At 51.6% G+C, this 26,593-nt stretch carries 24 protein-coding genes and 2 pseudogenes; 4 read left to right on the top strand and 22 right to left on the bottom strand.

Translation table 11 applies throughout. From position 1 onward, the window contains the following. Positions 1-458 precede the first annotated feature (458 nt). The 5 genes from hpf to flaG form a co-directional block, all read right to left on the bottom strand. Entirely contained in the window at positions 459-1,001 is a 543-nt protein-coding gene (gene hpf / locus A3EQ_RS0110040) for a ribosome hibernation-promoting factor, HPF/YfiA family (protein WP_020155044.1), read from the bottom strand. Positions 1,002-1,333: 332 nt separating this feature from the next. Next, on the bottom strand, positions 1,334-1,681 hold the full coding sequence (locus A3EQ_RS0110035) for a flagellar protein FliT (protein WP_020155043.1): 348 nt from the start codon (positions 1,679-1,681) through the stop codon (positions 1,334-1,336). After that, positions 1,682-2,083: a flagellar export chaperone FliS gene (gene fliS, locus A3EQ_RS0110030; protein ID WP_020155042.1), complete on the bottom strand. Its 402-nt coding sequence runs from the start codon at positions 2,081-2,083 to the stop codon at positions 1,682-1,684. Positions 2,084-2,175: 92 nt separating this feature from the next. Then, positions 2,176-4,251: a flagellar filament capping protein FliD gene (gene fliD / locus A3EQ_RS0110025; RefSeq protein ID WP_244874577.1), complete on the bottom strand. Its 2,076-nt coding sequence runs from the start codon at positions 4,249-4,251 to the stop codon at positions 2,176-2,178. A 21-nt stretch (positions 4,252-4,272) separates the two neighbouring features. Next, positions 4,273-4,629 carry a flagellar protein FlaG gene (gene flaG, locus A3EQ_RS0110020; protein ID WP_020155040.1) on the bottom strand — a complete coding sequence of 119 codons (357 nt, stop codon included), beginning with the start codon at positions 4,627-4,629 and terminating at the stop codon, positions 4,273-4,275. Between the two features lie 507 nt (positions 4,630-5,136). Here flaG and A3EQ_RS0110010 point away from each other — a divergent pair. Beyond that, the gene (locus A3EQ_RS0110010) at positions 5,137-5,946 is read left to right on the top strand and encodes a glycosyltransferase family 8 protein (RefSeq protein WP_020155038.1); all 810 of its coding nucleotides are present in this window, start codon (positions 5,137-5,139) and stop codon (positions 5,944-5,946) included. Between the two features lie 424 nt (positions 5,947-6,370). Here A3EQ_RS0110010 and A3EQ_RS0110000 read toward each other — a convergent pair whose 3' ends face one another. After that, positions 6,371-7,870, bottom strand: a complete 1,500-nt coding sequence (locus A3EQ_RS0110000; RefSeq protein ID WP_169382684.1) for a PH domain-containing protein — start codon at positions 7,868-7,870, stop codon at positions 6,371-6,373. Beyond that, positions 7,845-8,552 carry a PH domain-containing protein gene (locus tag A3EQ_RS20905; protein WP_020155035.1) on the bottom strand — a complete coding sequence of 236 codons (708 nt, stop codon included), beginning with the start codon at positions 8,550-8,552 and terminating at the stop codon, positions 7,845-7,847. The genes A3EQ_RS0110000 and A3EQ_RS20905 overlap by 26 nt, the downstream gene beginning before the upstream one ends. Before the next feature lie 362 nt (positions 8,553-8,914). Here A3EQ_RS20905 and A3EQ_RS0109985 point away from each other — a divergent pair, with 362 nt between their 5' ends. Then, on the top strand, positions 8,915-9,511 hold the full coding sequence (locus A3EQ_RS0109985) for a nitroreductase family protein (protein ID WP_020155033.1): 597 nt from the start codon (positions 8,915-8,917) through the stop codon (positions 9,509-9,511). A 482-nt stretch (positions 9,512-9,993) separates the two neighbouring features. On the opposite strand, the gene putP is transcribed toward A3EQ_RS0109985, so the two are convergent. Beyond that, positions 9,994-11,484, bottom strand: a complete 1,491-nt coding sequence (gene putP / locus A3EQ_RS0109975; protein WP_020155031.1) for a sodium/proline symporter PutP — start codon at positions 11,482-11,484, stop codon at positions 9,994-9,996. A 179-nt stretch (positions 11,485-11,663) separates the two neighbouring features. Beyond that, a complete protein-coding gene (locus A3EQ_RS0109970) occupies positions 11,664-12,383 on the bottom strand; it encodes an EAL domain-containing protein (protein WP_020155030.1) in 720 nt (239 codons plus the stop codon). Positions 12,384-12,547: 164 nt separating this feature from the next. On the opposite strand from A3EQ_RS0109970, the gene A3EQ_RS0109965 reads away from it, so the two are divergent. Beyond that, positions 12,548-12,886: a helix-turn-helix domain-containing protein gene (locus tag A3EQ_RS0109965; protein WP_020155029.1), complete on the top strand. Its 339-nt coding sequence runs from the start codon at positions 12,548-12,550 to the stop codon at positions 12,884-12,886. Between the two features lie 353 nt (positions 12,887-13,239). On the opposite strand, the gene A3EQ_RS0109955 is transcribed toward A3EQ_RS0109965, so the two are convergent. Then, a complete protein-coding gene (locus tag A3EQ_RS0109955) occupies positions 13,240-13,722 on the bottom strand; it encodes a PaaI family thioesterase (RefSeq protein WP_020155027.1) in 483 nt (160 codons plus the stop codon). Between the two features lie 165 nt (positions 13,723-13,887). On the opposite strand from A3EQ_RS0109955, the gene A3EQ_RS0109950 reads away from it, so the two are divergent. After that, on the top strand, positions 13,888-14,160 hold the full coding sequence (locus A3EQ_RS0109950) for an acylphosphatase (protein ID WP_026499885.1): 273 nt from the start codon (positions 13,888-13,890) through the stop codon (positions 14,158-14,160). Positions 14,161-14,595: 435 nt separating this feature from the next. On the opposite strand, the gene A3EQ_RS0109945 is transcribed toward A3EQ_RS0109950, so the two are convergent. From A3EQ_RS0109945 to A3EQ_RS0109890, 12 genes and pseudogenes are all read right to left on the bottom strand, one after another. Further along, positions 14,596-15,048, bottom strand: coding sequence for an OsmC family protein (locus tag A3EQ_RS0109945; RefSeq protein WP_020155025.1), 453 nt, complete (start codon positions 15,046-15,048; stop codon positions 14,596-14,598). A 362-nt stretch (positions 15,049-15,410) separates the two neighbouring features. Beyond that, positions 15,411-15,719, bottom strand: a pseudogene (locus A3EQ_RS22165) (type II toxin-antitoxin system PemK/MazF family toxin). Between the two features lie 19 nt (positions 15,720-15,738). Beyond that, positions 15,739-15,979 (bottom strand): annotated as a pseudogene (locus A3EQ_RS20900) (AbrB/MazE/SpoVT family DNA-binding domain-containing protein). A gap of 542 nt (positions 15,980-16,521) precedes the next feature. Continuing rightward, positions 16,522-17,742 carry a glycosyltransferase family protein gene (locus tag A3EQ_RS0109930; protein ID WP_244874574.1) on the bottom strand — a complete coding sequence of 407 codons (1,221 nt, stop codon included), beginning with the start codon at positions 17,740-17,742 and terminating at the stop codon, positions 16,522-16,524. A gap of 159 nt (positions 17,743-17,901) precedes the next feature. Continuing rightward, entirely contained in the window at positions 17,902-18,954 is a 1,053-nt protein-coding gene (pseI, locus tag A3EQ_RS0109925; RefSeq protein ID WP_020155022.1) for a pseudaminic acid synthase, read from the bottom strand. After that, entirely contained in the window at positions 18,951-19,508 is a 558-nt protein-coding gene (gene pseH, locus A3EQ_RS0109920) for a UDP-4-amino-4,6-dideoxy-N-acetyl-beta-L-altrosamine N-acetyltransferase (RefSeq protein WP_020155021.1), read from the bottom strand. The genes pseI and pseH overlap by 4 nt, the downstream gene beginning before the upstream one ends. After that, complete coding sequence (gene pseG / locus A3EQ_RS0109915; RefSeq protein WP_026499884.1) at positions 19,505-20,575, bottom strand: UDP-2,4-diacetamido-2,4,6-trideoxy-beta-L-altropyranose hydrolase; 1,071 nt, start codon at positions 20,573-20,575, stop codon at positions 19,505-19,507. The genes pseH and pseG overlap by 4 nt, the downstream gene beginning before the upstream one ends. Positions 20,576-20,587: 12 nt before the next feature. Further along, the gene (locus tag A3EQ_RS0109910) at positions 20,588-21,319 is read right to left on the bottom strand and encodes a cytidylyltransferase domain-containing protein (protein ID WP_020155019.1); all 732 of its coding nucleotides are present in this window, start codon (positions 21,317-21,319) and stop codon (positions 20,588-20,590) included. 12 nt (positions 21,320-21,331) lie between these two features. Next, positions 21,332-22,513, bottom strand: a complete 1,182-nt coding sequence (gene pseC / locus A3EQ_RS0109905; RefSeq protein WP_020155018.1) for a UDP-4-amino-4,6-dideoxy-N-acetyl-beta-L-altrosamine transaminase — start codon at positions 22,511-22,513, stop codon at positions 21,332-21,334. A 37-nt stretch (positions 22,514-22,550) separates the two neighbouring features. Continuing rightward, a complete protein-coding gene (gene pseB, locus A3EQ_RS0109900) occupies positions 22,551-23,519 on the bottom strand; it encodes a UDP-N-acetylglucosamine 4,6-dehydratase (inverting) (RefSeq protein WP_020155017.1) in 969 nt (322 codons plus the stop codon). 137 nt (positions 23,520-23,656) lie between these two features. Continuing rightward, positions 23,657-25,525, bottom strand: coding sequence for a motility associated factor glycosyltransferase family protein (locus A3EQ_RS0109895; protein ID WP_020155016.1), 1,869 nt, complete (start codon positions 25,523-25,525; stop codon positions 23,657-23,659). Next, positions 25,512-26,093 (bottom strand): hypothetical protein, encoded by a 582-nt coding sequence (locus A3EQ_RS0109890; RefSeq protein WP_154652850.1) that lies wholly within the window; start codon positions 26,091-26,093, stop codon positions 25,512-25,514. The genes A3EQ_RS0109895 and A3EQ_RS0109890 overlap by 14 nt, the downstream gene beginning before the upstream one ends. Positions 26,094-26,593: the final 500 nt, after the last annotated feature.

Below are 26,593 nucleotides of genomic sequence, written 5' to 3'. Positions count from 1 at the left end.
TTTTTTCAAATGGGTGCGGCGAGGCCCGTGAAACCGCAAGAAATTCCAGCCCGCGGCCTTCGGAACGAAACCGTGCCGGTCGAACCCGGAAAGGAGCGTCCGGAAATCTTGAGCTTCCGGAAACAGCGACCCGGCCAAGCGCTTCCGGGGGTTTCCCTTCCGCAGCAACCGGACGCGGCCGGATTCCCGGTTTCCCGGCCCGTCGCAGGCTCCGGCACAAGGCCGTGCCGGGCAAACGATGGAATTTTTAAGTATAGAAAATCAAGACCCTGATGCAGGACATCCGGATTGAAAAAAACTGTTTCCCGGCATCGAGCGGCACGGGAAACAGCTTGAACCTGCCTATGGCACTATCCGTTTTTCTTGTTCCGGACGTTCCACCCTCCTCCGGCGGCAGCCGTCCGCCGAAAGGGATGAAGGGATGCGGGGCGCGGCCAGCCGCCGAATCCGGACCGTCCTCAATTGGTTTCAATCAATCCGTATTTTCCGTCCTTTCTCCGGTATACGACCGCCGGTTTGTTCGTTTCGACATCGGTGAAGACGAAGAAGTTATGGCCGAGCAAATTCATTTGCAAAATCGCTTCTTCGCTGTCCATCGGTTTCAGGTCGAACCGTTTCGTTCGCACGATTTCGATTTCGCTTTCTTCTTCCTTCGGCCCGGAAGAAACGTTTACGAACATTTCCTTCGCGCTGCCCTTTTCGCGAAGCTTGCGGTTCACTTTCGTTTTATGCTTGCGGATTTGCCGTTCCAATTTATCTGCGATCAAATCAATCCCCGCATACATATCCTCGTTGACTTCTTCCGCCCGCAGCACGAGATTGGGAAGGGGGATCGTTACTTCCACTTTCGTCGATTTGTCATTGTACACCTTCAAATTTACGTACACGTTCGTATCCGGGACTTCCGTAAAATAACGCTCCAATTTGGAAATCTTTTTTTCCGCGTAGTCCCGCAAAGCCGGAGTCACTTCGATATTTTCGCCGCGAATGTTATAATTCATAGACGTTCCTCCTTAAATAGACTCTATTTAAATCATTCGACAAATTTCGCGGGAATCCTTTCGCTTTTTGCGGCAAAATTTGCCGGATCTTTAAACTCCGGTGCCCGTCCCCCGAGAAATTCCCGCGCGGCCGCTTCCTGTGTTTATTCCGTGTTTATTATTCATTATACGTTTTTTCCGGGAAATGAAAATAATGGTTACAAATTTATTTTAGAAATTTAATCCGCAAGACATATTCCGTCCGTTTTCAGGCACCGGAAGACCCGAAGGGGCTTTCGCGGGCACGGAAAAACCGCCGGCCGTTCCTTTGGCGGCGGTTCTCCCGCAACGCTTTAATTTTTCTTATCGTAAAACACGCCCCCTGCCGTGGGGGAACGGTACGGGTTCCGGTATTTTTTCCGGTATTCCTTTTGCCGCTTCAATTGGTCCAGCTGTTCCTGGATGGCGGCCTTTTCCCGTACCAGCAGATCGTTTAATTTTTCATTCAGGGCCTGTATTTTTTCCGCCAGCGCCCGATCCTCATCGGTAAAGGGCGGGCCGATCCTTTTTAACAGTTCCTCCCGCTCCTCCAAAAAACGGTTGATCCGTTCGATCGTAACATCGCGTTCCTCTTTTCCTTGTTTTTCCAAAAACGCGACGAACGCCTCCGTCAGGGAATAAAACTGTTTTAACGGTTCCATTCAGATTTGTCCGCCTTCTTTATATTGTTGTTTCCGGTTAATTTGGATGACCTGCTTCCAGACGTCGCGGAATTCTGTGACGAAACCCTCACATTCCTCGAGGATGGCCAAATCGTTTTTCAAGTTGGCCTCCAGGAGCCGGCGGTAAATATAGTCGTACATGGCCATCATGTTTTTGGAAACCTCATATTCCGGTTTTAGAGTGACCATCAGCTCACGGATGATGTTCTGGGCCTTTTGCAGGTTGGTGTTTTTCCCGGCATAATCCTTCTTTTTCATCGCCTCTTTGGCGGCGGCGATAAATTTCAAACAACCGTTGTACAACATCAACGTCAATTCGCCAGGTGAAGCCGTCGTCACCGCGTTATCCTGATACGCCTGATACGGATTTTGGATTGACAATGCCATTCTCCTCCAACATCAATTAATTTGCGGTCTCCGGTCCGGCCGCCACATTTGCCCGGCTTGCCCGAACGGGAAAACCCGGCTCACCTTCATTGTGCGGAATACCCGCCGAACATCTGCATCAAATACATGGACTGTTGGTTGGACCGCAAAATCGCCTGTTCCATCGCCGTAAATTGCCGGTAATAACGGGCTTCGATTTTCATCAACCGGTCTTCGAAGCGGTCGATCCGGTCGTTCAAATCATCCAAAATCCTTCCGATCGTATACTGGTCTTCCGTCCAATAAGCCTTGCCGGCCTTTTCGTAAATCGCGTTCATCGCCCTGTCGACGGAATCGGTCAACCGCTGGGCGATTCCCTTTTCCGAATCGGTTTGTCCCGTCGCGGCAAATAGATTGTAAACCGCATCGGGATTTTTCTCAATCGCCTCCTTCAATTTCTTCTCGTCGATCACCAAGATTCCCCGTTCCGAATAATCCGTCGACGTCGTAATGCCGATGTTAAACAAAAACTTGTATTCTTCGGGGACGGAGGCATTTTCCACCTTCCCGTACAGCGCGAGGCGGAAGCTGTTCAAAGCGCCCGACAGAATGGGATCGCTGCGCAATAAGCCGCTCTTCGCCTTTTCCTCCCAAAGTTGAATCTCCTGCTCCTTCATTTCCTTCTTTTGCTCATCGGTCAGGGGCGGGAAATCCCGGTAACGCTTTTCCAGCAGTTTTGCGTTGATCTTGGTGATGATTTCATTGTACTTGTCCACGAAGGCTTTAATATTTTCATAAACGGCGTCCACATCGGTCGTCACGCTGATCGTAACCGGCGATCCGGTCTGGGCGGCATCGAAGGTCCCTTTCAGCGTGAAGGTGACCCCGTCGATGGTGAAACTGTTGGCGAATCTTTCCGTTTCCAGCCCGTTGATCATAAACTTGGCGTTTTCCCCGCCGTATTCGAGAACCCCGCCGAATTGCAAGACATCGTTCAAAAATGCGCCGATGGTGACGATTTCCTGGCCGCCGTATTCGGCCGGATTGTTGTTAAAGTTCCCCGTTTTGGCCCTCGTCAACGTGATTTGATCCGTGAAGGAATCATAAACGGCGACGACGCCCGCGCTGGATTTGTTGATTTCGCTGATGATCACGTTCAAACTGGCGGAGGCGTCAACGGTGATGATGTCCTTTACCGCTTCCCCCTGCTCGTTGTAAGTCTGGATACCGAAGGAAAAATAGCGGGTTTGATAGCCGACGGAAAAGACGGAACCTTCCGCCAAAGACTCGGAAAAGGTCAATCTTCCGGTTGCGGAATCGAACAATACTTCGCCCGCATCCGGGGCGTCTTTGCCCGTGACAACGGTGAAGGTCTTTTCGTTGCCGTCCTTGTCGCGCACCGTTATGACGTTTCCCGTCAGTTCCGTATAGGGGGACAGGCTAAAGACGGAACCTCCCCCTTGGGGGACGGTAAACTCCTTCTTCAGCTCGTTGACAAAGTAGCCGGCTTGGACGGAACCTTGGATCGCGGTGTTAAATTGCAGCTTCGCCTTTTCCCCGCTCAAATCAAGATACACCGTCTGATCGTTCAATTGCCCCGGGTCGGTCACCACTCGGTACGTTTTCCCGTTTACAATGATTTCCATATTTTCGATCGATTCCGCATCCCATTTGACATTTCCGGCCAAATGGGAAAGTTCGACCGTATTTGCCGGCGACGCCAAGGAAATGGTTTCTTTCACATATCCGCCCATCTTCCAATCGATTTTGTCGCCATTGGCCAGCAAATCCATTTGGGCGTAAAGGCTTTTGGCCGGATCAATCTTTTGCGAAGCGGATTTGGAAAGGGAACCGGCGCTGATTTTGTAGGCGGCCGACGCCAATTGGCTGACCTTTTGAATCGTATAGGAAATGCTCGACGCCCCTGCGGCGGCGGTGGCGGTGACCAGGTTTTCGTTGGATGAAGTGACCTTCCTCCCCTTGAACGTCTGCGACAAACGCAGGTTGAGGGCCGCATCCCTCAACGACAAGAGAAGGGAATTGACTTCCCTGTAAGCGTCCCGCTGCCATTCCAGGTATTGCTTTTGCTGATAGAGTTTATTCAACGGAATCCGTTCGGCTTTCATCAGATCCTTGACCATCTGGTCGACGTCGATTCCGCTGACAAGGCCGCTGATGCGCATGTTCACGTTCATCACCCCGCATCAAATTTTTTCATCGATGATCAAACCGAGCTGTTCGACAAGCGCAGCGTAAATGTCCAGCAGCTTTTTCGGAGGGATTTCTTTAATGACTTCTCCCGTTTCCGAATCCACGATCTTCACATAATATTCGTTCAGTTTCTCATGCAATTCGAATTGGATGGAGACGTAGGTCGGCCGCAGGAATCGGTTCAGATTGTCCACCAATTCGGCCGGCTCCGTTTTCGGCAAAACATCGCCCGTCAAGTTTTCCTCATTCCGTTCCCGAGTGCCGGTGACTTTTATTTCAACCCCGTTTTGAAAATGATGCGGGCGATTATGGGCAGCCAGCGAATAGGACGAACTCACCCGGTTAATCATTTGGACTTCCCCCTGAAAAGAGACTGATTTTATTATTAATATCGGCAAGGGCGTAAAGGATTTAAGGAAGAAAGGAACGGAATTTAATCCTTTTTGACGGAGTAACATGTTACGGACAAGATTTGCCGGGCGGTTCTGCCCGCGGCTTCCCGGGGCGGCGGCGGCCCGGCGCCCTCGTCCCCGGGCCGGGAGAAGGGCGGCATGAACAGGGATCTCGTTGCGGGAAAAATTTTTGCCGGGAGCCAAGGCCGCCGGGGGTGGTCTCCTGATGCCGAAGGGCCCGTCATAAGGGATCCGGGGGACGGCCCGCCGGCCATGCAGCCCGAAAGGAGTCCGCCCCCTTTTGCGGGAGTAAAAGATTCGCGGAAAACAGGTGACAAACGGTCAGGGGAACCAGCGGAGGCCTGCGGCTGAAAACCCCCCTTTTTTCCCGCTCTTGCAGGAAAAAAAATTAATCATTAATATTAAAATGACAGATTCATATCCGGAAATTTAAGGGTGTTTCCAATGTTGAACATATTAGTGACCGTAAATTCCAACTACATCCCCCCCTTGAAAGTCATGCTCAACTCCCTGTTTTTAAACAACCGCCAGGAACGATTCGCGATTTATTTGCTGTATTCCAATATTAAAGATGAAGAAATCAAAGATTTGCTGGATTTCGTGGAAGGAAAAGGGCAGCGGCTGCACCCGATCGCCGTCGATCCGAAACAATTCGAAGACGCCCCGGTCTTCCGCCATTACACCGTGGAAATGTATTACCGGCTGGCCGCCCACCTTTATTTGCCGGAGGAGATCGACCGCATCCTCTATTTGGATCCCGACATCGTCGTCATCAATCCGATCAAGGAACTGTACGAAATGGATTTCGACGGCTGCCTTTTCATCGCCGCCGAGCACGAACATACGACGAAAGTGGCCAGGCCCTTCAACAAGCTGCGGCTCGGGACGCCGAACGCGAAGGGCTATTTCAACACGGGCGTGCTGCTGATGAATTTGCAGGAAATCCGGAAAAACGTGGACATGCAAAAAATCTACCGGTTCATTGAGGAAAACAAACTCCTCTTGTTCCTGCCGGACCAGGACGTGCTGAACGCCCTTTTCTGGGACAAAATCAAGCCGGTGGACGCGTACCGTTACAATTACGACGCGAGATATTACGAACTGGGAAAACTGTTGCCGAAATTCAAATACGACCTGGACTGGATGAAAAAAAACACCGTGTTCATCCATTTTTGCGGAAAGGAAAAGCCGTGGCAGGAAAAGTATAAAGGGGAACTGGGGAAATTTTACAAAGAATATGAAAGGCTGCTCTGAGAAGAAATTTGGGGGTTGGCCAAGGTGCCGCAACGGGGATTCTCCCCTCCGCCTGCCGGAAAAATTCGGATCTTCAGACCGCAAAACTTACGTCCCGCCATTGAATTTTAAAAGGAGGCCCTCGCAAGCCAAGCCGACGGCTGACCGGGGCCCTTTTTTATTGGCATAAAAAAGAAACGGGCGAAAATCAGCTTCTCGCCGTCGCCGCCCTAGTGCAGAAAACGCAAAAACGATCCGATCCATGCGAATCTTCGATCCGCAAGCCCGTCCGGTGATCGGGCCGGCGGACGGTATCCGGAAAAGGCAAAGCCCTGCCCCCTCCGGTCCCCTTCCGCCATTTCCCGTAAAACGGCATCAAATCCCCCGGATAAGGCCCGCGGCATTGGGTGGGTCCACCGGCATTAGGATTCAGCCGCTCACCTTTTCAAGCCGCCGGCCTTTTTCTTTTTTCCATGAACCAGCGGAAAATCTCCGCTCCCTTTTCCCACGGAAGGTCCTCGATCAAAAGCGTTTCGGAAGGATTGGCGCGAATATGGATTTCCACGGTGGCGAGGCCGAATCGCCGCTGCAGCCAGGATGTCTTTAAAACCATTTCATCCATATGATGTTCCGGCAGATAGATCAGTTCCGCCGTCCACACCCCGCCTTGCTGCTGGATGTGGTTTTCCTCCAATCTGTACCTGCAGCGGAAAAAGGACAAAATCCGGTGAACGAGAATATAAACCAGCAAAATGACGGATGCGTACCAATATTCGGGCCATTGGTAAAAATTCACGACGGCGGCAATGATCCACAAATAGTTCGGGCGCAGCAGCTTTACGGCAAGGGCCCGCGCCGGCAGCTTTTCCATCGGTTCCGAAAGCCGAATCCCGAACATTTCCCGGACAAGCTCCTTTGCCCGGTTTTCCTGCAAAAAGGGGAAAAGGACGGCGGATTTCGTCTCCGAATCCTCCCCGTTTCCCGCCATGGCCACCAGCTTCACTTCGGTGATGCCCAAAAAACTGCGCAGGAAATATTTCTTCCATTTTATCGCCCGGATTTTTTCAACGGGAACGGCCAGTTCGCTCACGTTAAAAAGGCCTTTCTTGATGACGATCCGCTTACCGTCCGATTCCACCCGGTAATTCCCGTAGCGCAGAAAGGTGACGATGATGCCGAAAAGAAGGGAAACCACAATCAGGGCCGCGCCCCCCAGCAAGAGCAACGGAACGGACCGGGCAAGCGATTCCCATACCCGGACCGGCAGATCGCCCAACAGATCGCTCAAATGAAAATATTCATCGATGTTCAAATACAGGGAAACAAGGAAAGGGCCGAAAGCCAAAAAACTGAAGGATGTAAAGGAAGCGATGAAAATGTCCTTCGGCGCCATGGCAAAAATCGTTTTCGCACCGGGAACGCCCTGCATTCCCTTCCCGCCCGCTTCCGCCGCCGGATCCGCCGTGCCTTTTCCGTCTCCCCGGATCCGGTTCAGGATTTCGTCCGCTTCCTTTTCCTTGATCGCTTCCAGGGAGAAGACCTCCTCTTCGCCGGTTGCCAAGTGAATTTTCAGCGACGTCAACGAAAACCAGCGGTGGATGAAGGAGGTTTCCTTCTCCACGCTTTGGATCCTTTTGACCGGAATGATCTTCTCCTCTTTGACGAAACTCCCCTTGATGATGCGGATCTCCTTTTCCGTGACCCGGTATTTGTAATTTTTCCATTGCAGGAAAATGCCTATAAGCTGGATAAGGAAAAAGGGGACACAAAGAATCTTGATGGCTTTGATCCACCACCCGTCCGAGTTGTTAATCACGAACAGGATGATGGGGATGAGCCATTCCTTCACCAAATTTGCCAAGGAAAAAAACAGCCAGGCGGGGGAAAGCCGTTTCCAGCCGGGAGCCCCTGCGATGCGCTCATCCATGACGGACATCTTCAGCATCCCCTCCTCCGGAAGGAAGGGCAGAATCCGCCGCATCCGTGTCCCCTTCCGTCCTTTCCTTGTCCTTCCTTTCCGGTGCGGCCGTTTCTTCCGCCGGCTTTTGGAAAGCGGCGGGGACGGCCTCCCCTTCGCCGTTTTCCGCCGCGGCGATTTCATCCACCGGCCTTTTTCCGTCAATTCCCAGCGCCTCTTCCTCCTCGGCGATGGCGGCAAGTTTTGCGATCTGCATCCGCAGCTGTTTGGCCTCCTCCAAGGGAAGCCCGGGGATTTCATGTTCGGAGGCCATCGTCTTGACGGTGATGTCAGCCAGCCCGTATTTCCGCAATAGCAGCCCCTGTCTTAAGTTCACATATTGGATTTTCGTCATCGGGATCAGGAAATGGTTTTTTTCCAGCACGCCATATTTCAATTGAATGAATTGATCATGGATCTCATAGCGCCACGTCTTTTGCCGGTAAATCGGTTCGATCCAGACGTCGTAAGGCAAATAAAGAACCAAAAATACGAAGATCATTTTGAAAACAAGCCCGATCCACGGATACCAGCCGTAACGCCCGGCCGCCCAAATGAGGCCGCCGAGCAGGAGAAGCCCGACGCAATTCCCGATAAAAGAAGAAATCATCCAAACTTTTACGGCATCTTTGGAAATCTGTCTTCCAGGTTCCGGGAGCTGTGCTTCCATACTTTTCTTCCTTTCTATCCTAGTGGTTCACAAACATGCGGAAACGGGAAAATTTTATGAAGAGGAATTCCTGTCCGCCGTTTGGGACGGATCTTCCAGGAGGAACGGTTTTCTCCCTTTTTCCGCAAAACTTGCCGCTTTTTTTCCATCAATCGGGACGAAGCGACGAAAACCCCGACCGTCACGGAAACAAGCGAATCCGGACAATTCCTGTCGAAAACCGGCTGATCCGGTTACGCCTTCCCCATACAGTACGAATGAATCGGACAAATTTCTTCATTAAAATGCAATTTTTTTGTCATTTTCCTATTTAAAATTTAAAATCATAATTACGACAGCCATTTTACAAGGAGGTTGGCATCATGGCAAACATTTTGGAACATCGTGTCCCGGAATTCGAAGTGGATGAAGTATTTATCAAAAGATGGTCGCCCCGGGCCTTTCAAGAAAAGGAAGTCCCGGAAGATTTGCTCTTCAGCCTATTTGAAGCCGCCCGCTGGGCTCCCTCGGCTTACAACAGCCAGCCGTGGCGCTTCATCATCGCCAGGACGAAGGAAGACCGGGAAAAATTTCATACCTTCATCAGCGACTTCAATTTGCTTTGGTGCAAAAAAGCCCCGGTTCTCGTGCTCATATTATCCAAGACGAAAGAAGATGGGAAAAACATCGTATCCCACGCCTTCGATACGGGTGCGGCCTGGGGATATCTGTCCATCCAGGCGATGAAACACGGGTTGATCACCCATCCGATGACCGGTTTCGATTTTGCAAAGGCGCGGGAAGTGTTGAACATCCCCGAAGAATATGCCATCCAGGCATTGGTTGCCATCGGATATCAGGGAAGGAAGGAAGACCTCCCGGAACACTTGCAGGAAAGGGAGTTTCCGAAAGGACGCCGGCCGTTGAAAGAGTCGGTTTTTGAAGGTTCCTTCGGACAACCCTTTCATACCGATCAATAAACATGGATGGAATTTTGGAACGACCACGTCGTTCCGCGAATCCCACTTTCCTACCGATCAATAAACATGGATGGACGGGGAAATTCGGAGACGAAGCCAGGACGGCGGTCCGCCGGCGGTCCGATGCCGATCCGATGTCCGCTGATCATCGATCCATGCGGGGAAGCGTTCCGGCGCCGGACTTCCGTCCCGGTTTCCCCGCCCATGCTTTATCCCATGACCGTTGGACCAACTCCGCGGCGATCCGCGAGAACACGCTTTTTCCTTGGCAACGGACCGCCCCGGGCTGTTTTCCTCCGCCCGTTGAGCCGTGAAAGGCTTGCGGGAAAACGAAAGCGCCCGGATGTTTTCCTTTAAAAAATCGCGGTCCCGTTTTCCCTCAGAAAAAATGCTGCCCGGAAGGATTTCACCGATATGCGAACGGCGTCCTTTCAGGCAGCATTTTTTCATGATGCTCCCTCTATCGGTTCGTTTCCCCGGGCTCAATTCCCTTTCGATTCATGAAGGCGGCGGAGGCTTTCCTTAAACTCGCTTTCAATTTGTTCATTCGGCTTATATGTCAATAAAGAGACGATATAAATAAAGACCAAATTCAGCAAAAACCCGGGGACCATTTCATACAAATCATCCAGCCATGATTGAAAATCAATGTTCGGCCAAACGAGGACGGTAATTGCCCCGGCGGCCATCCCGGCGATCGCCCCCCAGTTGGTCATCTTTTTCCAGAACAGCCCGAGGAAGACAACCGGGCCGAAGGAGGCGCCGAATCCCGCCCAGGCATGGGCCACAAGGGCCAAGATCGTGTCGCTTTGCACCCATGCCATCGCCGCGGCGACCACCGTGACAATCAATACGGACAAACGGCCGAGGAAGACCAGTTCCTTGTCCGTCACATTGCGTTTGACAAGCCGAAACAAATCCTCCGTCAACGCGCTGGAGGTGACGATCAGCTGGGACGAGATCGTGCTCATGATCGCCGCCAGGACGGCGGATAAGACCAAACCGGCGATGAACGGGTGGAACAAAATTTGGCCAAGATCAATAAAAACCGCTTCAGGGTTTGACAGCTCATAGCCGGTTTTTTCATAAAAGGCGATTCCCGCCAGGGCGGTAAAGGTCGCGCCCAGGAGGCATAAAATCATCCAGCCGATCCCGATCCTCCGGGCGATTTTCACTTCCTTCGCCGATTGGATCGCCATAAAGCGGACGATAATATGCGGCTGGCCGACATAGCCCAATCCCCAGGCCAATGACGAAACAATCCCGACGGCCGTCGTTCCGCCGAACAGGCTCAGCAGTGCCGGATCGATTTTTTCAATGGTGGCGAAGGTCTCCTGGACGCCTCCCGTATGGAAAAAGGCGATCAAGGGGATCAAAAGCAGCGCGGACAGCATGATCAGTCCCTGGACGAAATCCGTCCAGCTCACGGCCAAAAATCCCCCCGCCAGCGTATAGAGAAAAACGACGGAAGTGAGGATGATGAGGCCCGCATGGTAGCTCAGATCGAAGGTATTGTCGAAAAACACAGCGCCGGCCACAATCCCGGAAGAAACGTAAAAGGTAAAAAACACTAAAATAACCAATGAAGACACGATTCTAAGCAGCAAGGTGGAATCTTTGAAGCGGTTTTCGAAAAAGGACGGGATCGTAATCGAGTTGTTGGCCACTTCCGTATAAACCCGGAGCCTGGGCGCCACCAACAGCCAGTTCAAATAGGCGCCGACCGTCAAGCCGATGGCGATCCAAACCTGGGACAGGCCCGCGCCGTATACCGCCCCCGGGAAACCCATCATCAGCCAGCCGCTCATGTCGGCCGCCCCCGCGCTCAATGCGGATACGGCCGGTCCCAACGAACGTCCGCCGAGCATATAGTCGCTCAAATCCTTCGTCCTCCGGTAGCCGTACCAGCCGATGATCAGCATGGCGACCATATAAACGCCAATCGCCAGCAGCTTTAAACCGTTTTCACCCATTGCGTCTCCCCCTTGTAAAATCTGATACTCATATTTTCACAAAAACTTTGAAATATTGCAACAAAATGTTCACAATCTCCTTAAATCATAAAAAAAGGATTTCATCAAAATTGATGGAATCCAGGACGCACGGCGATGTGCCTATGTATGGAATTCGGCGGCTCGCCCAACGTTTTTGATCAATCGTAAATTTCTTTTAACAACACCGGCTCGCCCAGCAAGTAGCCTTGTCCGAAATGGACCCCAAGGGCTTTGGCCGCTGCCAGATCCTCTTCCCTTTCAATCCCTTCCAGGACGACTTTGCTCTTTTTACTTTCGCAATGGACAAGGATCTTTTCGATGATTTTTTGATTGCCTTCCTTTTTTTTCAACTGGTTGGCAAGGGATTTATCCAATTTCACGAAATTCGGTTCCAAATCGAGGATTTTATCCGGTCTGCTGTCATTTTTCCCAAAATCGTCAAGGGCCACCAAATAATTCAGTTCTTTCAACTGCTCCACAGATTTTTTGAACAGGCGGTAATCGAAGATTTTTTCACTTTCGTTGATTTCAAAAACGATGTTTTGCTTGATCGGAACCGAGCTGTTTAGCATTTCCAAAAAGGGAGAAAATAGAGGGTGTACCAATGTGGATGGGAAAATATTGATGAACAGCTTGATATTGTACATTTTGATCGACTCGATCGCCAGCTGGATCGATGCCGTGTCCAACAAATATAAATAATTCAATTGCCTCGCCAATAAAATAAAACTCTCCGCATTCGGAAACTGGTTGGTCCTGATGAGCGCTTCATATCCGAAAATTTCCCATTCCTGAAGGTCGTATATCGGCTGAAATACATGACTAAACATTTTATTTTCAATCATGTATTGGATGCTTCTTCCATTTCTTTTCGCCACTGGAAAATACCCCCAAATTTCTAAGCCGAAAGTCCTAGAAAAAAATTCAACGATACGGTAAATTACATGTAAAGTATATATATTTTTCAAATTAATATCAATAGTCTCTTGAAAATACAGCTTTTCGTGCTTCCATAAAATTACGATCCATTAGGAGTGGTATGATGAGCGAGATTCAGAAGATGGTTGGTGAAAGAATCCGGCATTTCCGCAAAGAAAAAGGACTCAGCCAGGAGGATCTGGCATCCTTGGCCAATCTTCACGCAACCTATATCGGCCAGTTGGAACGGGGGGAAAAAAATCCGACCTTAAACAGCATGCTAAAGATCGCCGACGCCCTTGGCATTTCTTTGGAGCAGCTGTTTCAGGCGATGGAAATGAACAACGAGTCGAAGGACTACACGCTGATCAAGATCATCACGTTTTTGCAAACGAAATCCGTCGAGGAACAAAAGTTCGTTTTAAAGTTTCTGCAAATGCTTTTTGAATGGAAAAAATTTTAACAATACATAACGTGCCAGCCAGGAAAACCGGATGGGGCTTCCGGACCGCCGGCCTCCCCGGCCCGAATCATGAAGAATGCCGGTTCGGGAACCGGTTGTTTCCGGCGCGGCGCGGGACCTCGCCTGAATTGTTTTCCGGCGAAGGCTGTCCATAATAGAAAAGCCCCGTTCTTGGGCGAAAACCTTGGCGCGATTGTCACCGGATGAAGCAAAGCAAGATAGTGGGTGTGCGCGGCCGCAATCGTTCCGACGTTCCATTTGTTCGCAGTGAACGGGGGTTACGGGCGAAATGCTGACGTTTTGAATGCCATCACGTTCCGGCTGTACCAAACTCGGAAAACGGTGCTTCTTGCTTATTTTTTCCTCCACGACTCCGGCATGATGACGGTGATAACTTCTCCCTTGGCGCACAACATTTCCCCGGCATACAGTTCCGTCAAAACTTTCCATTTTTTCGGATGGATTTCTTCCGCCGTCCCGACGGCTTTCAACGGAACGCCCATCGGCGTCGGTTTTAAAAAGTCCACCTTCAGCGAGGCGGTCACAAATCTCGGGGGTTCGGAACCATCACCCAGCCGGCGGCCGTTTTTCCGATGCAAAGCCAGGGAAGCCGAACCGGTGCTGTGGCAATCGATAAAAGACGCGATGAGTCCGCCGTATACATATCCCGGAACCGCCGTATGCTCCGGTTCGGGGGTATAATAAGTAACCGTTTTTTCCCCTTGCCAGCCTGTGCGAAAATGATGGCCGTGTGTATTCAACCTGCCGCATCCATAACACCAGGAAAATTCGTCCGCATATTCGTCCTGCACTGCCCGGGCCACGATTTCTTCCATTTTCCATCCTCCTTTGGCAAATAGTATATCACCCGATCCTTTTGTTTGAAAGCGCAAAATCTTCAGCCATTTAACAAATGCGGATGTTTTGCTATGATAGGTTTATGGAATGCCGGCTTGCCGAATAATCCGGGAAAGTGGAAAACGGTCGAGGAGGTAGATGCCATGAATGCCCGTATTATCGTCAGCGGAAGGGTGCAGGGCGTCGGCTTCCGCTACACGGTGATGCAAAAGGCGCTGGAACAAGGGATCAACGGCTGGGTCCGCAATAACGAGGACGGCACCGTGGAAATGGAAGTGGAAGGAACGAAGGAAAAGATCGAGACTTTCATCCATTCGTTAAATAAAAGATTGAATCCCTTCATCAAGATCACCGACATGAAAATCGAGTATAAAGAGGAAGAGGCGGGCTACAAAGATTTCCGCATCAGATATTGAGAAGTCCGGAAAGACATGATCCCCCCGTCGCAGAAGGGAGAATGGGCCATTCATCTGTCTGCGGTGGCGGGGTTTTTTCTGTGGAGGAAATAGGTTAAAAGTTTAGCGGATTGATATTTGAATCCTTGCATGGCAAGCCTCTTTCTCCGTGCAGACGGAGCGTTTCCCGCACGGCCGAAGAAGGGAAGGCTGGTGCTCGCCCGTCGGATCGATTTTAGACCGCCGATGTTCCTAAAAGAAATGAACAGCCTGAGTACTTATGAGATAGGACCCAGGCTGCCAAAAATGCCCCCGTCTGATTGACAGGGGGCGCTTCATCTTCAATGTGCCTTTTATCCATGTTTGCTTGGCAGGGGACCCAGGGGACGCTTCATGTACGAACTCCCTTTTTGTAAGGATCGATCCCAATGAACCGAAACGGTGCCGATTTTCGTTTCACCCTTCCTCCACGCCGATTTCCGCTTCCACCTGAATCTCCACATTTCCCTGCACCGCCCGGGAGATCATGCAGCTTTTCTCCGCCTTTTCCGACAGAAGCCCGGCTTTTTCCACATCTTTCCCGTCCGCTTCCGCCGCCAAGGTGACTTTGGGCCGGTGGATGATCTTTTTGTAGGTAAACACCCCCTGTTCCACTTCCACGATCCCTTCCGATTCCAATTTCAATTGGCTGACCGGGATCTTGGCCCGTTCCAGCATGGCGGCGAGGGTGATCAAATAGCAGGTGGCTGCCGCGCCGAGCAGCATCTCATCCGGGTTTGTTCCGACCCCCGGTCCGTCCATTTCCTCCGGGATGGAGATTTCCGCCTTCAACCCGCCCGCGTCGATAAATCCGGTGCTGTTTCTGCCTCCGTGCCAGTCCGCTTTCAAGAGAAAATGATGTTCGGCCATGGTTTCCTCCTCAAATAAATAAAAAGATCATCCATTTATTCCTATTTTACCGTTGCATATGTTTCTATTTCAAAATATATTGTCATCCGAGAAGATTCCCCCGCTTCTAAACGAAGAGAAAGGGGGACGGATCAGAAAATTGATCGGGTTAATTTCCCTCCAGCGGAAAGGACCGCCCGGGCGTACCCTCCCTTTAAATCGGCGCAGGCATATCCAACAATTGAGGTCCGCTGGAAGGAACAGAGGCCGCCGCCTTTAAACTTTAGCGCAGGCGGCGGGGTACGCCCAATTATTTTACGTTCCGCTCAGCGTACGAAAATAACCATGATGCACCCGCTTCATATTGCAAGATTTCTTGGGTTTCATCGGCGGCGGGAGCTTTCACCTAAAATGGTGAAAATCAAGTCTAAACACGCCCGGACGGTTTCGTCCGGAGCCTTCCCGTCTTGCTTTCCAACCGACGCTTTTGAACTGATCCGGCAAGATTGCGCCATAAACGGCTAAACCGTCACGAAGCTCTACTCAAAAAGATAGCCCTTTTGTTTACGGGTGATGGGGCAGACTGCAGCAAATCTTGTCAAACGGTTAAACTTCTTTGGTGATAGTACAATGCAGTCACGAACCCCTGCCTGTTCATGTCCGGCTTGTGGATTAAGGGTGGGCGTAACCAGATCGCCGCGTTCGGTTCCATTATATCAGCTCATTTCCTTGAGGGAGACCAAAATCAATTTCTTCGTGACGGTTCTCGGGAGTGATTTTCGCCAGGAGTTCGCCTAACGTCATTTTTCGCTTCAAGGGGTATAATTTTTATTGACTGATTTTCTGCCGCAATCTCAATTTTTGAACCTTCTTCAATTTTTATTTGTTCCGCAATATATTTTGGGATCCGGGTGGCCAGGGAATTTCCCCAATTTTGAACCGTCGTGGCCAACTTACTCCCTCTCCGATCTTTGTTTTTTCACTTCCGTCGTCTATTCCGGGCAATATTAATTTACCACCTCAAATCGAAGCTGTATATACTCGGTAAATCCCCGCATATCTAAACCGGTCTCTTTTTAACCGATGACGTCTCCGCATGAAAAAATTCGGTTGATCGCTCAGAGAGTTGATCCACATTATCCGATCGATGCAAAAAATAAAACGGTATTATTTTACCGTTTATTTCTGCCCTTGGTTTCATTGCAATCGCATAATGATGGGATATCTTTTAAAAATTTGCCTATCCTTAATTTCCCGGCTTTTGCAGTTGAATCATGAATCGGGCAGGAGGGGACGGCTGATCCCCGTCCTTTCCGAAAACATGCAAGTTTTTCCTGAAAAATTTTTAATCTGAAGACGCACCGCGCCATCTCCCGATCTGCTTCGAAACCGGCGAAATGCCTTCTTTTCGGCGCCTCGACCCACGAAGGATATGCCGAACCGAAGCGCGTTCAGGAAAAACCCGCCATAAACCGTCTTTCGAAAAACCCGTATTCAACGGACGAAAAACATATGATATTCGACCGTTTCCAGGATTTTTTCCGCCCTTTGCAGCCAAGTATGCCTTTCCATGGCTTTTTTCCTGCCGTTGTCCGCGATCCTTTGCATTTTTTCCTCATCGTTAAAAAATTCCCCTAACACTTCCTCCAGATCTTGACCGAACGCGTAAAAAAGGATGTCTTCCCCTTCTCGAAACTCGCGCCGCAAATAGCTGTTGCCGCTGGATAAACACACCGCGCCGTTCAACATGGCGGAAAAGATTCTTTCATGTCCGCCTTCGTGAAAATTCGGCAAAATATTCAAAACCACTTTCGCATCCGCCATTTTTTCTTGGACCCGTTCAAAAGGAAGGGAGGGATAGAATTTGACGGAAGGATGCCTATCCAAATAGGGCTCCCAGCCGTTGCCGAAGATTTCGATTCTCAATCCCAATTTGGATATACGTTGGATCACATCCAGCCGCCTTTTGTTGCGGACATACAAATCGACATACACCAAATTCTCCCAGAATCGATAATGGTTCAAATACTCGGTATCGATCCCCCGTTCCTCAAAGACGTCTTCCGCTGCCATGATCAGCGTCCGGTCATGGCCCGACAGATATCTTTCCATGATTTCATCGTACAATCGGGCGATCGATCGTCCTCCGGCGGACCACTTTTCCCGGTAAGAATCGGGATTGAAAACCGTGCCCGCAAAGAAAATATCGATGTTCCTCTTTCCTACGGATCTTCCGGAATCCGGATGGGGACGGAAAGGGGCGCCATGGGGAATAAACACCTTTGTATATTCACCGTTGAGAAACCTTTTTAAAAAATCAACATGGGTTCGGTCCACGCAGGAAACGATGAGGTTTTTCACGCCCCGGTTCAGCCGGTTAAGATGATACATGGGATGATCAACCAAAAATGCGAACAGGGGAATGTTCAAATAATCATACAGGGCGGTTTCCCCGATTTTTATGTCGATGCCCATCGCATTCATGGACAAAAAGAAGCGGACATCCCTTTCCTTTACCGTTTTCTCCAAATCAGCCGGCCATGAGGGACGAAGCAAATCCACGATCTCCGCATGATACCCAAGCTGTTGGAAAGCCGCCGCCAAATCTTGAATAAAATGCCGGAGCACATGATATTGGCTTTGGCCATTCAAAAGGACGATGGTTTTTTGCCGTTGATTCAAATCGATCACCTTCGTTTTCTGACGATCCGCCATGTTAAAAATCATCCGGCCTCCGGAATCGGCGGCCGGGGACAAATTGCCAGTGAATGATTCCGTCAATCCTGAACAGTTCTGGAAAAATGCTTGGCCTTTCGCTTTTAAAAAATTTCTGTATCTGAAAATCAAGAGGAAAACCCAGGCGGAAAAACGCTCTTACAACAGCTGCTCCCAGCTTAACGGCGTTCCTTTTTTCACATCCCGCTTCAATTCTTTTCCGAGGAGCATTTCATAATATTTCGGGGGCAAGCCGTACCCCGGCCGGATAACCCGGATGTTTTGCCGCGTCAATTTTTCCCCCGCCTTGATGTCTTCCGCCGCGTAAATCGACCTGCGGAACTTCAATGACGCCTGCTCCCTCTCCGTCGGACCGTAATGGATCCGTCCCAGCGACCGCCAGGCCCTCTCCGTTTCCAGAACGAGGGCCTTCATTTCTTCCGGTTCCAAGGAAAACGCCGCATCCACGCCGCCCTCGGCCCGCGATAAGGTAAAATGCTTTTCAATGACCGTCGCCCCCAGGGCGACAGCCGCGACCGCCACCCCCACCCCCAACGTATGATCCGACAGACCGACCTGGCAGTCAAACAGCTCTTTCATATGGGGGATGGTCAACAGGTTGGAATCCGCCGGGTCGGCCGGATAGGTGCTGGTGCATTTTAATAGGATGAGATCTTTGCATCCGGCCTCCCTCGCCGTCCGGACCGTTTCATCCAGTTCGGCGGCGGTGGCCATCCCCGTGGAAATGATCATCGGCTTCCCCGTGGAAGCCACCTTTTTAATGAGCGGAATATCCGTGTTTTCAAACGAGGCGATTTTGTACATCGGCACATCCAGCTCTTCCAAAAAATCCACGGCCGTTTCGTCAAAAGGCGTGCTGAAAGGGATCATCCCCAATTCCCGGGCCCGGTCAAAGATGGGCTTGTGCCACTCCCAAGGGGTATAGGCCTTCTGATAGAGCCGATACAAGGTATTCCCTTTCCACAAGCTTTCACTGTCCTCAATGCGAAAATCGGGATTTTCCAAATTTAACGTCATCGTATCCGCCGTATAGGTTTGAATCTTCAGGGCGTCCGCCCCGGCCTTGGCGGCGGCTTCGACGATCGCCAGCGCCCGTTCCAGCGATTGATTGTGGTTCCCCGACATTTCGGCAATGATAAACGGTCTGTGTCCCGGCCCGATCTTTCTGCCTTCGATGACGATTTCGTTCATAGCCCCAATCCCCCGATCCATTTTTCGATCTCCCTTCGCTTATCCTGCCACTCCCGTTGAAAGAGCGCCATGGCGACGACGTCCGCATAGCGGCCGTTTTTCAGGACGTGTTCCTTGAAAATCCCCTCCGTCCGGAACCCCAGCCGCTCGTGGTAACGGAGGCTCCGCTCATTGGAACGGAGAATCTCCGCGCATAATTTCCGGATCCCGGCTTCACCGAAGATAAAATTTAACGCCAGGTAGCCCATGATCGTCCCCGCCCCCTTCGGGGCGTCCGGGTCGCCGATGTAGAATCCCCAATAGCACTTGCCGTTCCTTTTGTCGATATCCGTAAAATTCACAAGCCCCATCGGGGTATCGTCAAAGGCGAAGATTTTTACGATCGTCCGCGGATCCTGCGCCGTTTTTTCAAACCATTTCCTGTGCTCTTCCATGGATATGATTCCGTCGTTGAACATGACCGAACGGATCGCTTCCCGGTTCCGCCAGTTCAACACCATTTCGAGATGGGAAGCATCCATGTCCACCAATCTCGCGCGCGCCAGCAGGTTCATCTTCCTTCCCCCATCATCGCCTTCAATACAGGATAAGTCTTGACCATGTCCCGATCGGCAAGTTCCCCTGCCCGTTCCGCCATCGCCCGGACTTTTTCGGGATCCTCCCTCAGCCGGGAGATCTCATGAAAGATCTTCTCCGGGGTCACTTCGCGGCTCCAGCCGAGATTCACGGCCGCCCCGAACGCGCTGACGGCTTCCGCCAATTCCCTTTGGTTTTCCGCCACAACCACGATCAGAGCGGGGAGCCCCAAAAACAAGCGTTCCCAGGTCGCCGTTCCCCCCGCTCCGATCGCCAAATCCGCTTCGTTCATCAGCTCCGCCAAGTTAGATACTTGACAATGGAAAAAAAGATGGGGATAGCTGCCGCAAATCTCCTCGATGCGCTTTTTCTTCGGGTTGGCGGCCCCCACCACCACATGAACGGCTGGCGGATCCTCAAGCCGCACCAGGGCCTCCAGCGCTTTTTCCGTTTCGTTGGTCGGGTCCGATCCGCCAAAAAACACAAGGATGTTGCGGATTTCTCCGTTACGGACCCTACGGGGGGCACGGAAAAATTCCTCCCGCAGCAAGGCGTATCCGGGGCCCAAAAGCTGCCGGCATCCCGGCGGAACCAAATCCTTGTACCTTTCCCGATACCGAAAAACATAATTCTGATCCAGGAGAATGTCGCAGTCATGCCTGCGGTTGGCCAGATCATCGATCACCATCAGTTTCTTTGCGAAGGGCTTCATCCGGGATTCCCATTTTTCGTCCAAGCCGTAATGGTCGACGACAAGAAAATCCGCCGAATCCAGATGCCGCTCCAAAAGGGACAAGGTTTCCCGGGCATCCCGTTCCCAGTTCCTTTCATACCATTGGAGAACCCGACGGTCTTCCACTTCCGGCAGGGTGAAAACGGGAAAATGCTGTTCCCGGATCAGGGAAATGACGTTTCCCTCCATTTCCCTGCATACAAAAAAGCTGTCGGCTTTCCTCTGTCGCAATTGGCCGGCCAGCGTTAAACACCGCATGACATGCCCCGTACCGATGGTGAAGGATGAATCCACGCGAAAGACGATCTTCATGGAAAACACAACCTACAGTTTCTTTTGTTCGACATGGGCGTTTATTTCCGCCCATTCCGGGTTTTCCCTTAAAACCCGGAGGACATCGTCCATGGTAAACAACGGATTTTCCGGATACAGTCTTTCGATGATCTTTTGAATGAGCAGAAAATCTTCCCCGGTGTCCACCGTCCACCGGTGGCGGCTTTCATCCGCCGGATGGGAAACATTCCCGATCCGGAACCGGTCCGGGTGCCGATAAATATAGGCGGTGACATGTTCCCGGGAGGCCGGATCCTTCGCCTCTTCAAAGGCCCGTTTCAACGCCCGGAAGGAGACCACTTCCGTGTCCATCCCCCGCGGATAGGTCCGCTCCAAAGTGTTTGACACATAATCATACTTCCCTTGATTCCGTACATAGCAGGCGACCACCCGGTCGATGACCGCCGGGTCGATGATGGGGCAATCCGCCGTCAGGCGGACGACGGGATCCGCATGAAAGCGGACGGCCGCTTCATAATAACGGGCCAAGACGTCTTCTTCCGGCCCGCGGTACACGGGAACGGAAAGTTCCCGGCAAAGCCGGACGATGGGGTCATCCCGTTCATTATCCGTCGTGGCGACGACGACCGCCTCCACCGTCTTCGCCCTTTTTACCCTTTCCACCTGATATTCCAGCAGCGGTTTCCCCAGCACTTTCTTCAACACCTTCCCGGGGAGCCGGGTGGAACCGGTGCGGGCTTGAATAATCGCCGTGACTTTCACCTTCGCATCATCCTATTTCCGGTATTGGCCGACGGTTCTTTTCACCGCCTCGATGACATCGCGGACGTCCTGCTCAGACATGGCCGGAAAGAGGGGCAGGGTGAGGATTTCTTCGTACACCCTTTCCGCTTTCGGGCAGATCCCTTTGTCATACCCCAGCTTCCGGTAATACGGCTGATAATGAACGGGGATGTAATGGACATTCACCCCGATATTTTGCCGTTGCAACGCTTCAAAGATTTCCCTTCGGGATGCGGCGAGTTTTTTCGGTCTCAGCCGGATCACATACAGATGCCAGCCGGATTCGGCCCATTCCGGCTGATGCGGGAGGATGAGCTCATCCATCCCCTTGAACGCATCATTGTACATGGCCGCATACCGGCGCCGCAACTCCAGGAACTTTTCGATCTTTTTCAGCTGGCTGAGCCCCAATGCCGCCTGAATATCGGTCAAGCGGTAATTGTAACCGAGGAATTGCATCTCATAATACCACGGGCCGTGGTCTTCGGCCATCCTGCTCCGGTCCCGGGTGATCCCGTGGGTCCGGAACTGGAGCAGCCTTTCGTAGTATTCTTCGTTATTCGTGACAATGATTCCGCCTTCCCCCGTCGTGATCAGTTTTACCGGATGGAAGCTGAACATCGTCATATCGCTGATCGATCCGACTTTTCTCCCCTTGTACACCGCTCCCAGGGCGTGGGCCGCATCTTCAATGACGACGAGGCGATGCTTTTCGGCGATTTCCAAAATCGGATCCAAATCGGCGGGCTGTCCGGCGAAATCCACCGGGATGATCGCTTTCGTCCGTTCCGTGATCTTTTCTTCCACGCTTTGGGGATCGATATTGTACGTCTTCTCATCGATATCGGCGAAAACGGGGACACCGCCCCGGTAAAGGACGCAATTTGCGCTGGCGGCAAAGGTCATCGGGGTGGTGATGACCTCGTCTCCCTCCCCGATCCCCGCCGCAAAACAGGCGCCGTGCAGCGCCGCGGTGCCGTTGGAAAAAGCGACGGCGTATTTTGCCCCGACGTAGTCGGCGATCGCCCGTTCAAAACGGGAAACGTAGGGACCGGTCGTGAGAAAATCCCCCTTCAATGCCTTGACGACCGCTTCGATATCCTCCTCGTCGATCCATTGCCGGCCATAGGGCAAATAGCTCTCCCTGACCGGCCGGAATGTTGTCCGTTCCATCTCTTCATCTCCCCAAACGGAAAAAACAGATGCACACCTATATTTCTTCCACCAGTTTGCGCAATTGTTCCACCGTCAGCCATTGGGTGTTGGTGTCGCTGGTGTATTTAAACCCTTCCGGCAACGGTTTTCCGCCCTCGAGCCCTTCCTTGGACCACCAGGGAAATTCCGGCTGAATCACATAATAAGTGTCAAATTCCAGCGTGTGGCGGGCATCGTCCTCGGAGATCATCGCTTCATGCAGCTTTTCTCCCGGCCGGATGCCGACGATCTCGATTTCGCATTCCGGCGCGATCGCCTCCGCCAAATCGAGCACCCGCATGCTCGGGATCTTCGGCACAAAGATCTCCCCGCCCCGCATGCGCCGCAGGCTGTCGATGACGAATTGGACGCCCTGGTCCAGGGTGATCCAGAAACGGGTCATCCTTTCGTCGGTGATCGGCAATTTGCCGGTATGGCGGATTTTTTTGAAGAAGGGGACGACGCTCCCCCGGCTTCCGGCCACATTTCCGTAGCGGACCACCGAAAACCGGGTTTCTTTTCCGCCCACATAGGAGTTGGCGGCGACAAACAGTTTGTCCGAAGCCAGCTTCGTAGCCCCGTAAAGGTTGACGGGACTGCAGGCCTTGTCCGTGCTCAGGGCGATGACCCGCCGGACGCCCCGATCGATGGCGGCTTCAATGACGTTTTGTGCGCCGTAAATATTGGTTTTAATGGCTTCGAAGGGGTTGTATTCGCAGGCGGGCACCTGCTTCATGGCCGCCGCGTGGACGACGATGTCCACCCCGTCAAAGGCCCGGTACAGCCGGTCTTTATCCCGGACATCCCCGATAAAGAAACGGATGCGGGGATCCTTAAATTCCTGGGCCATTTCATATTGTTTCAGTTCATCCCGGCTGAATACGATCACCTTTTTGATGTCGTATTCCAATATTTTTTTCACGAATTTTTTCCCGAAGGAACCGGTGCCGCCGGTTACCAAAACCACTTTTCCGTCCAATTCCATGTCTGATCCTTCCTTGCCAATTGTTGTTGATAAAGGCCAAGCCGTTCACCTGATACCGGAGGAGTTCAACAGGATGTGAAAAATCTTAAATCCTGCTGGGCTCCGGCCATTCCAAATCCTTCGGCATCCGCTTCATTTTACCCGACTTTTTGGACTTCGGCCAATACCTCGCCGCCGATCTTCTTGATTTCCTCCTTGACCGTCCGGAAGGCGGCTTCCCATGCGTCCACCAGCCGCCGGTATTCCTTCACGACCGTTTGCCCTTTTTTTATGGCATCCTCGCTGTTCCGGACGGCGGCAATTTCCTTGGAGGCAATTTCCGTTTCAAATTGGGTCATCGAACGAAGGAAGATTTTGTAGACGAGGGTGTTCTGCAAGCCGTTGACCTTTCCTTCCAGCGACTGATACAAATGCTCCATTTTGTGCAGTTTGCGCATTTGCAGCGTTTGCTCGATTTTTGCCGTCATTTTTCGGATCTCATCAATCTTTTCTCCGATGCTTTCCGATTCGGAGACGATGGTTTTCCATTTTTCTTCGATGAAGGCAAGATCGTAATTCGGCCGCTCGTCGGTGAACCAGGGCAGCACGATCCCGTTTTTCGGCAGTTCGTCAACGAGGGAGGATAATTCCCGGTAAATCGTATGCTCGATTTTCGCCCCCTTTTTCGTCGTATTGTAGACCGTCTTCCCTATCATCCCTTCGAGGACGTATTCCATCGATTTTTTCATTTGCATGTACCCTTCGTTGGTCAGCACTTTTCCGCCGTCGACAGATTCGGTTTCAAAGGTCCCTTCCATTTCTTTCTCGCCCAGTTCGCTGTCAACCATATCATATTCGATCCCGGAAGCATAGCGTTTCCGTTCGCGGAAGGAAAAATTTTGCCCCACTAAAAGGATGGGGTTGCAGTTTAACCGGTCCAAAATCTGCAAGGTGATGATGGCAATGGAGGGCGAATCCATCGCGATATCGATATCGGCAAGTTCCCGGTGTTTCAGCGTGTAGGCGGAAAGCCAGTCCTGGCTCGTGATGAAATGGGCCATCTTCCCGGGATAATCCTTCAGCGTTTCGAAGCCGACGCTCGAACCGAACACCAACGGGATCTCTGTAATCCCCTTTTCTTTCAATTTTTGAAAAACGAATTGATTATGGGGCGTCGGATCGTAGGTAAAGGCGGCATGGGGATAGATGCCGTGCTCGATCAGGGCGTTGATGGCCGACCCGACGGAAAAGATGTAGGCGGATCGGTCCTCTTTGATCCTTTTCAGGTGGTCGAATTCTTCATTTAGCGATGGTCCGGCCGCAACCAGGACGGCAGGCTTGTTCTCGAAAAGGGAACGGTCAAAATCCGCCAGCAGATTCGGCGTCTTCAACAAAGAGGGGAAATTTTGCAGACTGTTGATTATCCACCTTTTTTCGAAATGGAGGGTCGTCACATACCGGGATTTTTTCTCTTTCAAATATTGCTGAAACCCGGATAAGTATCGGGCGACCTCCTCTTTAAAAATCCTTTCGTAGCTCGGCAATATGACGAGCTGCGGCGGGCGGTTGACGTCGTCCACATCTTGGACGATGGCGGGCAAAATCTGTTCCTCGTTCTCGATCAAATGGAGATGCTTCAACCCTTTGAAAAATTTCCTTTTTTTTATGTCATAAACGGATAAAGCCGCTTTTAAGACTTCCGGAGAAAATTCGATGACCGAAAACCAGGGGGGCGACAACCTTTCGGCGATCGCGTCGATATGATAGCCCAAGCCGAAGCCGATAAAAATGACCGGCTCTTTTTCTTTCAGTTTCCCCCTCAATCTTTCCATAATCATAGCGGCTTCCTTCCCGGGATCATAGCCGCTGTGAACCAGAAGCATCCGCCCGTTTTTTTCGATTTGCAGCGTCTTTTGCCCGTTTTTTGCCTCGACGCAGCCCACCCGTCCGGAATCGAAAACGGCATCGAGGCGCTCTAAAATTCCGCTCGCTTTCTCCTTCAAAAAGACCCGGTTATCCGTTAACATCGGTACCTTCCTCTGCTGTCAAACGTTCCTTGATTTGCTGAAACAGGGGCAAAATTTCATAGGTGATCAAGTCGGCCAAAAGGACAAGGTCCCGGGCTTCCAGCGCTTGAACCAGCTGGCCCGAAACCGATTGGATGCCGCTTATGATCGGATCCGGATTGGACAAAATCCTCGTTTTGGAAAAGATTTTCAGCAAATACTCCATCCCTTCGGACAGATCGCTCATCTGCCGCCATACGGCAGGGGAGGATTCGCCGGAATAGAGGGTTTGCGAAAGCTCTTGCAAAATCCCTGCCGCCCGGCCGACGTAGCCGAGGATTTCCCTTTTCGCTTCCGATAGCCATTCTTCTTCTGTAATCCCCACGATCTCGACAGGCAGCTCTTTATTCCAATATTCGTCAACCAACGAATAGATATCCCCGTAGTAAGGCATCCCGCTGACGAGAAAATGGCTGAATACCAATCCGTTTTCATTTAAGGCCTTATTGATTTGCTCCATGAATTGACGGACGGCGCCGGGATCCCTTTCCGGCAGATGAATCGCTTGATCCTGAAAGATGAATTGCATCGCCATGCTCCTTACAGTTCCTTTTTACTAATTATATCGTCCGGATCCGCCGATTTTAAAGATTCGATTTCAGGGATGCCCGGTCCGGCCGGCGGGAGGCACATTGCGCTTTCCGCCATTTTTCCCGGCTAAGGCGTCCCTCCTTTCCCGGATTCATCCGAAAAAGATCCGAGAGGCCGGTTTCCCGTACCGAACCCGGCCTTTGCCTCCCGCTGTCTCCCGCTTATCGGCGGCAGATCGCCAAAGCGTAAGGACCCGGTCGAACAATTTGCCCGTTTCCTTCTTTGTGGTCCGGATTCCTGCTCCCCTGTCCGGGCTTCCGCCCCATCCGGTCGGATTCATCGGCGGCACGCCCCGGAGGCCGTTCCTTCAGCCGGGGTTCTGCAAGATGCCATTCGGATTCGCCTCCCAACGGGAGCTCCTTTCCTTTTCCCGGTCGACGCAATGCAAGGGAAGAGCTTTTCCGCCCGCCGTTCCCTATCCTTGCGGAGATAAAAAAA

It is taken from the genome of Caldibacillus debilis DSM 16016, assembly GCF_000383875.1.
Lineage (GTDB): Bacteria > Bacillota > Bacilli > Bacillales > Caldibacillaceae > Caldibacillus > Caldibacillus debilis.
This window is presented reverse-complemented; position numbering and strand designations above follow the sequence as displayed.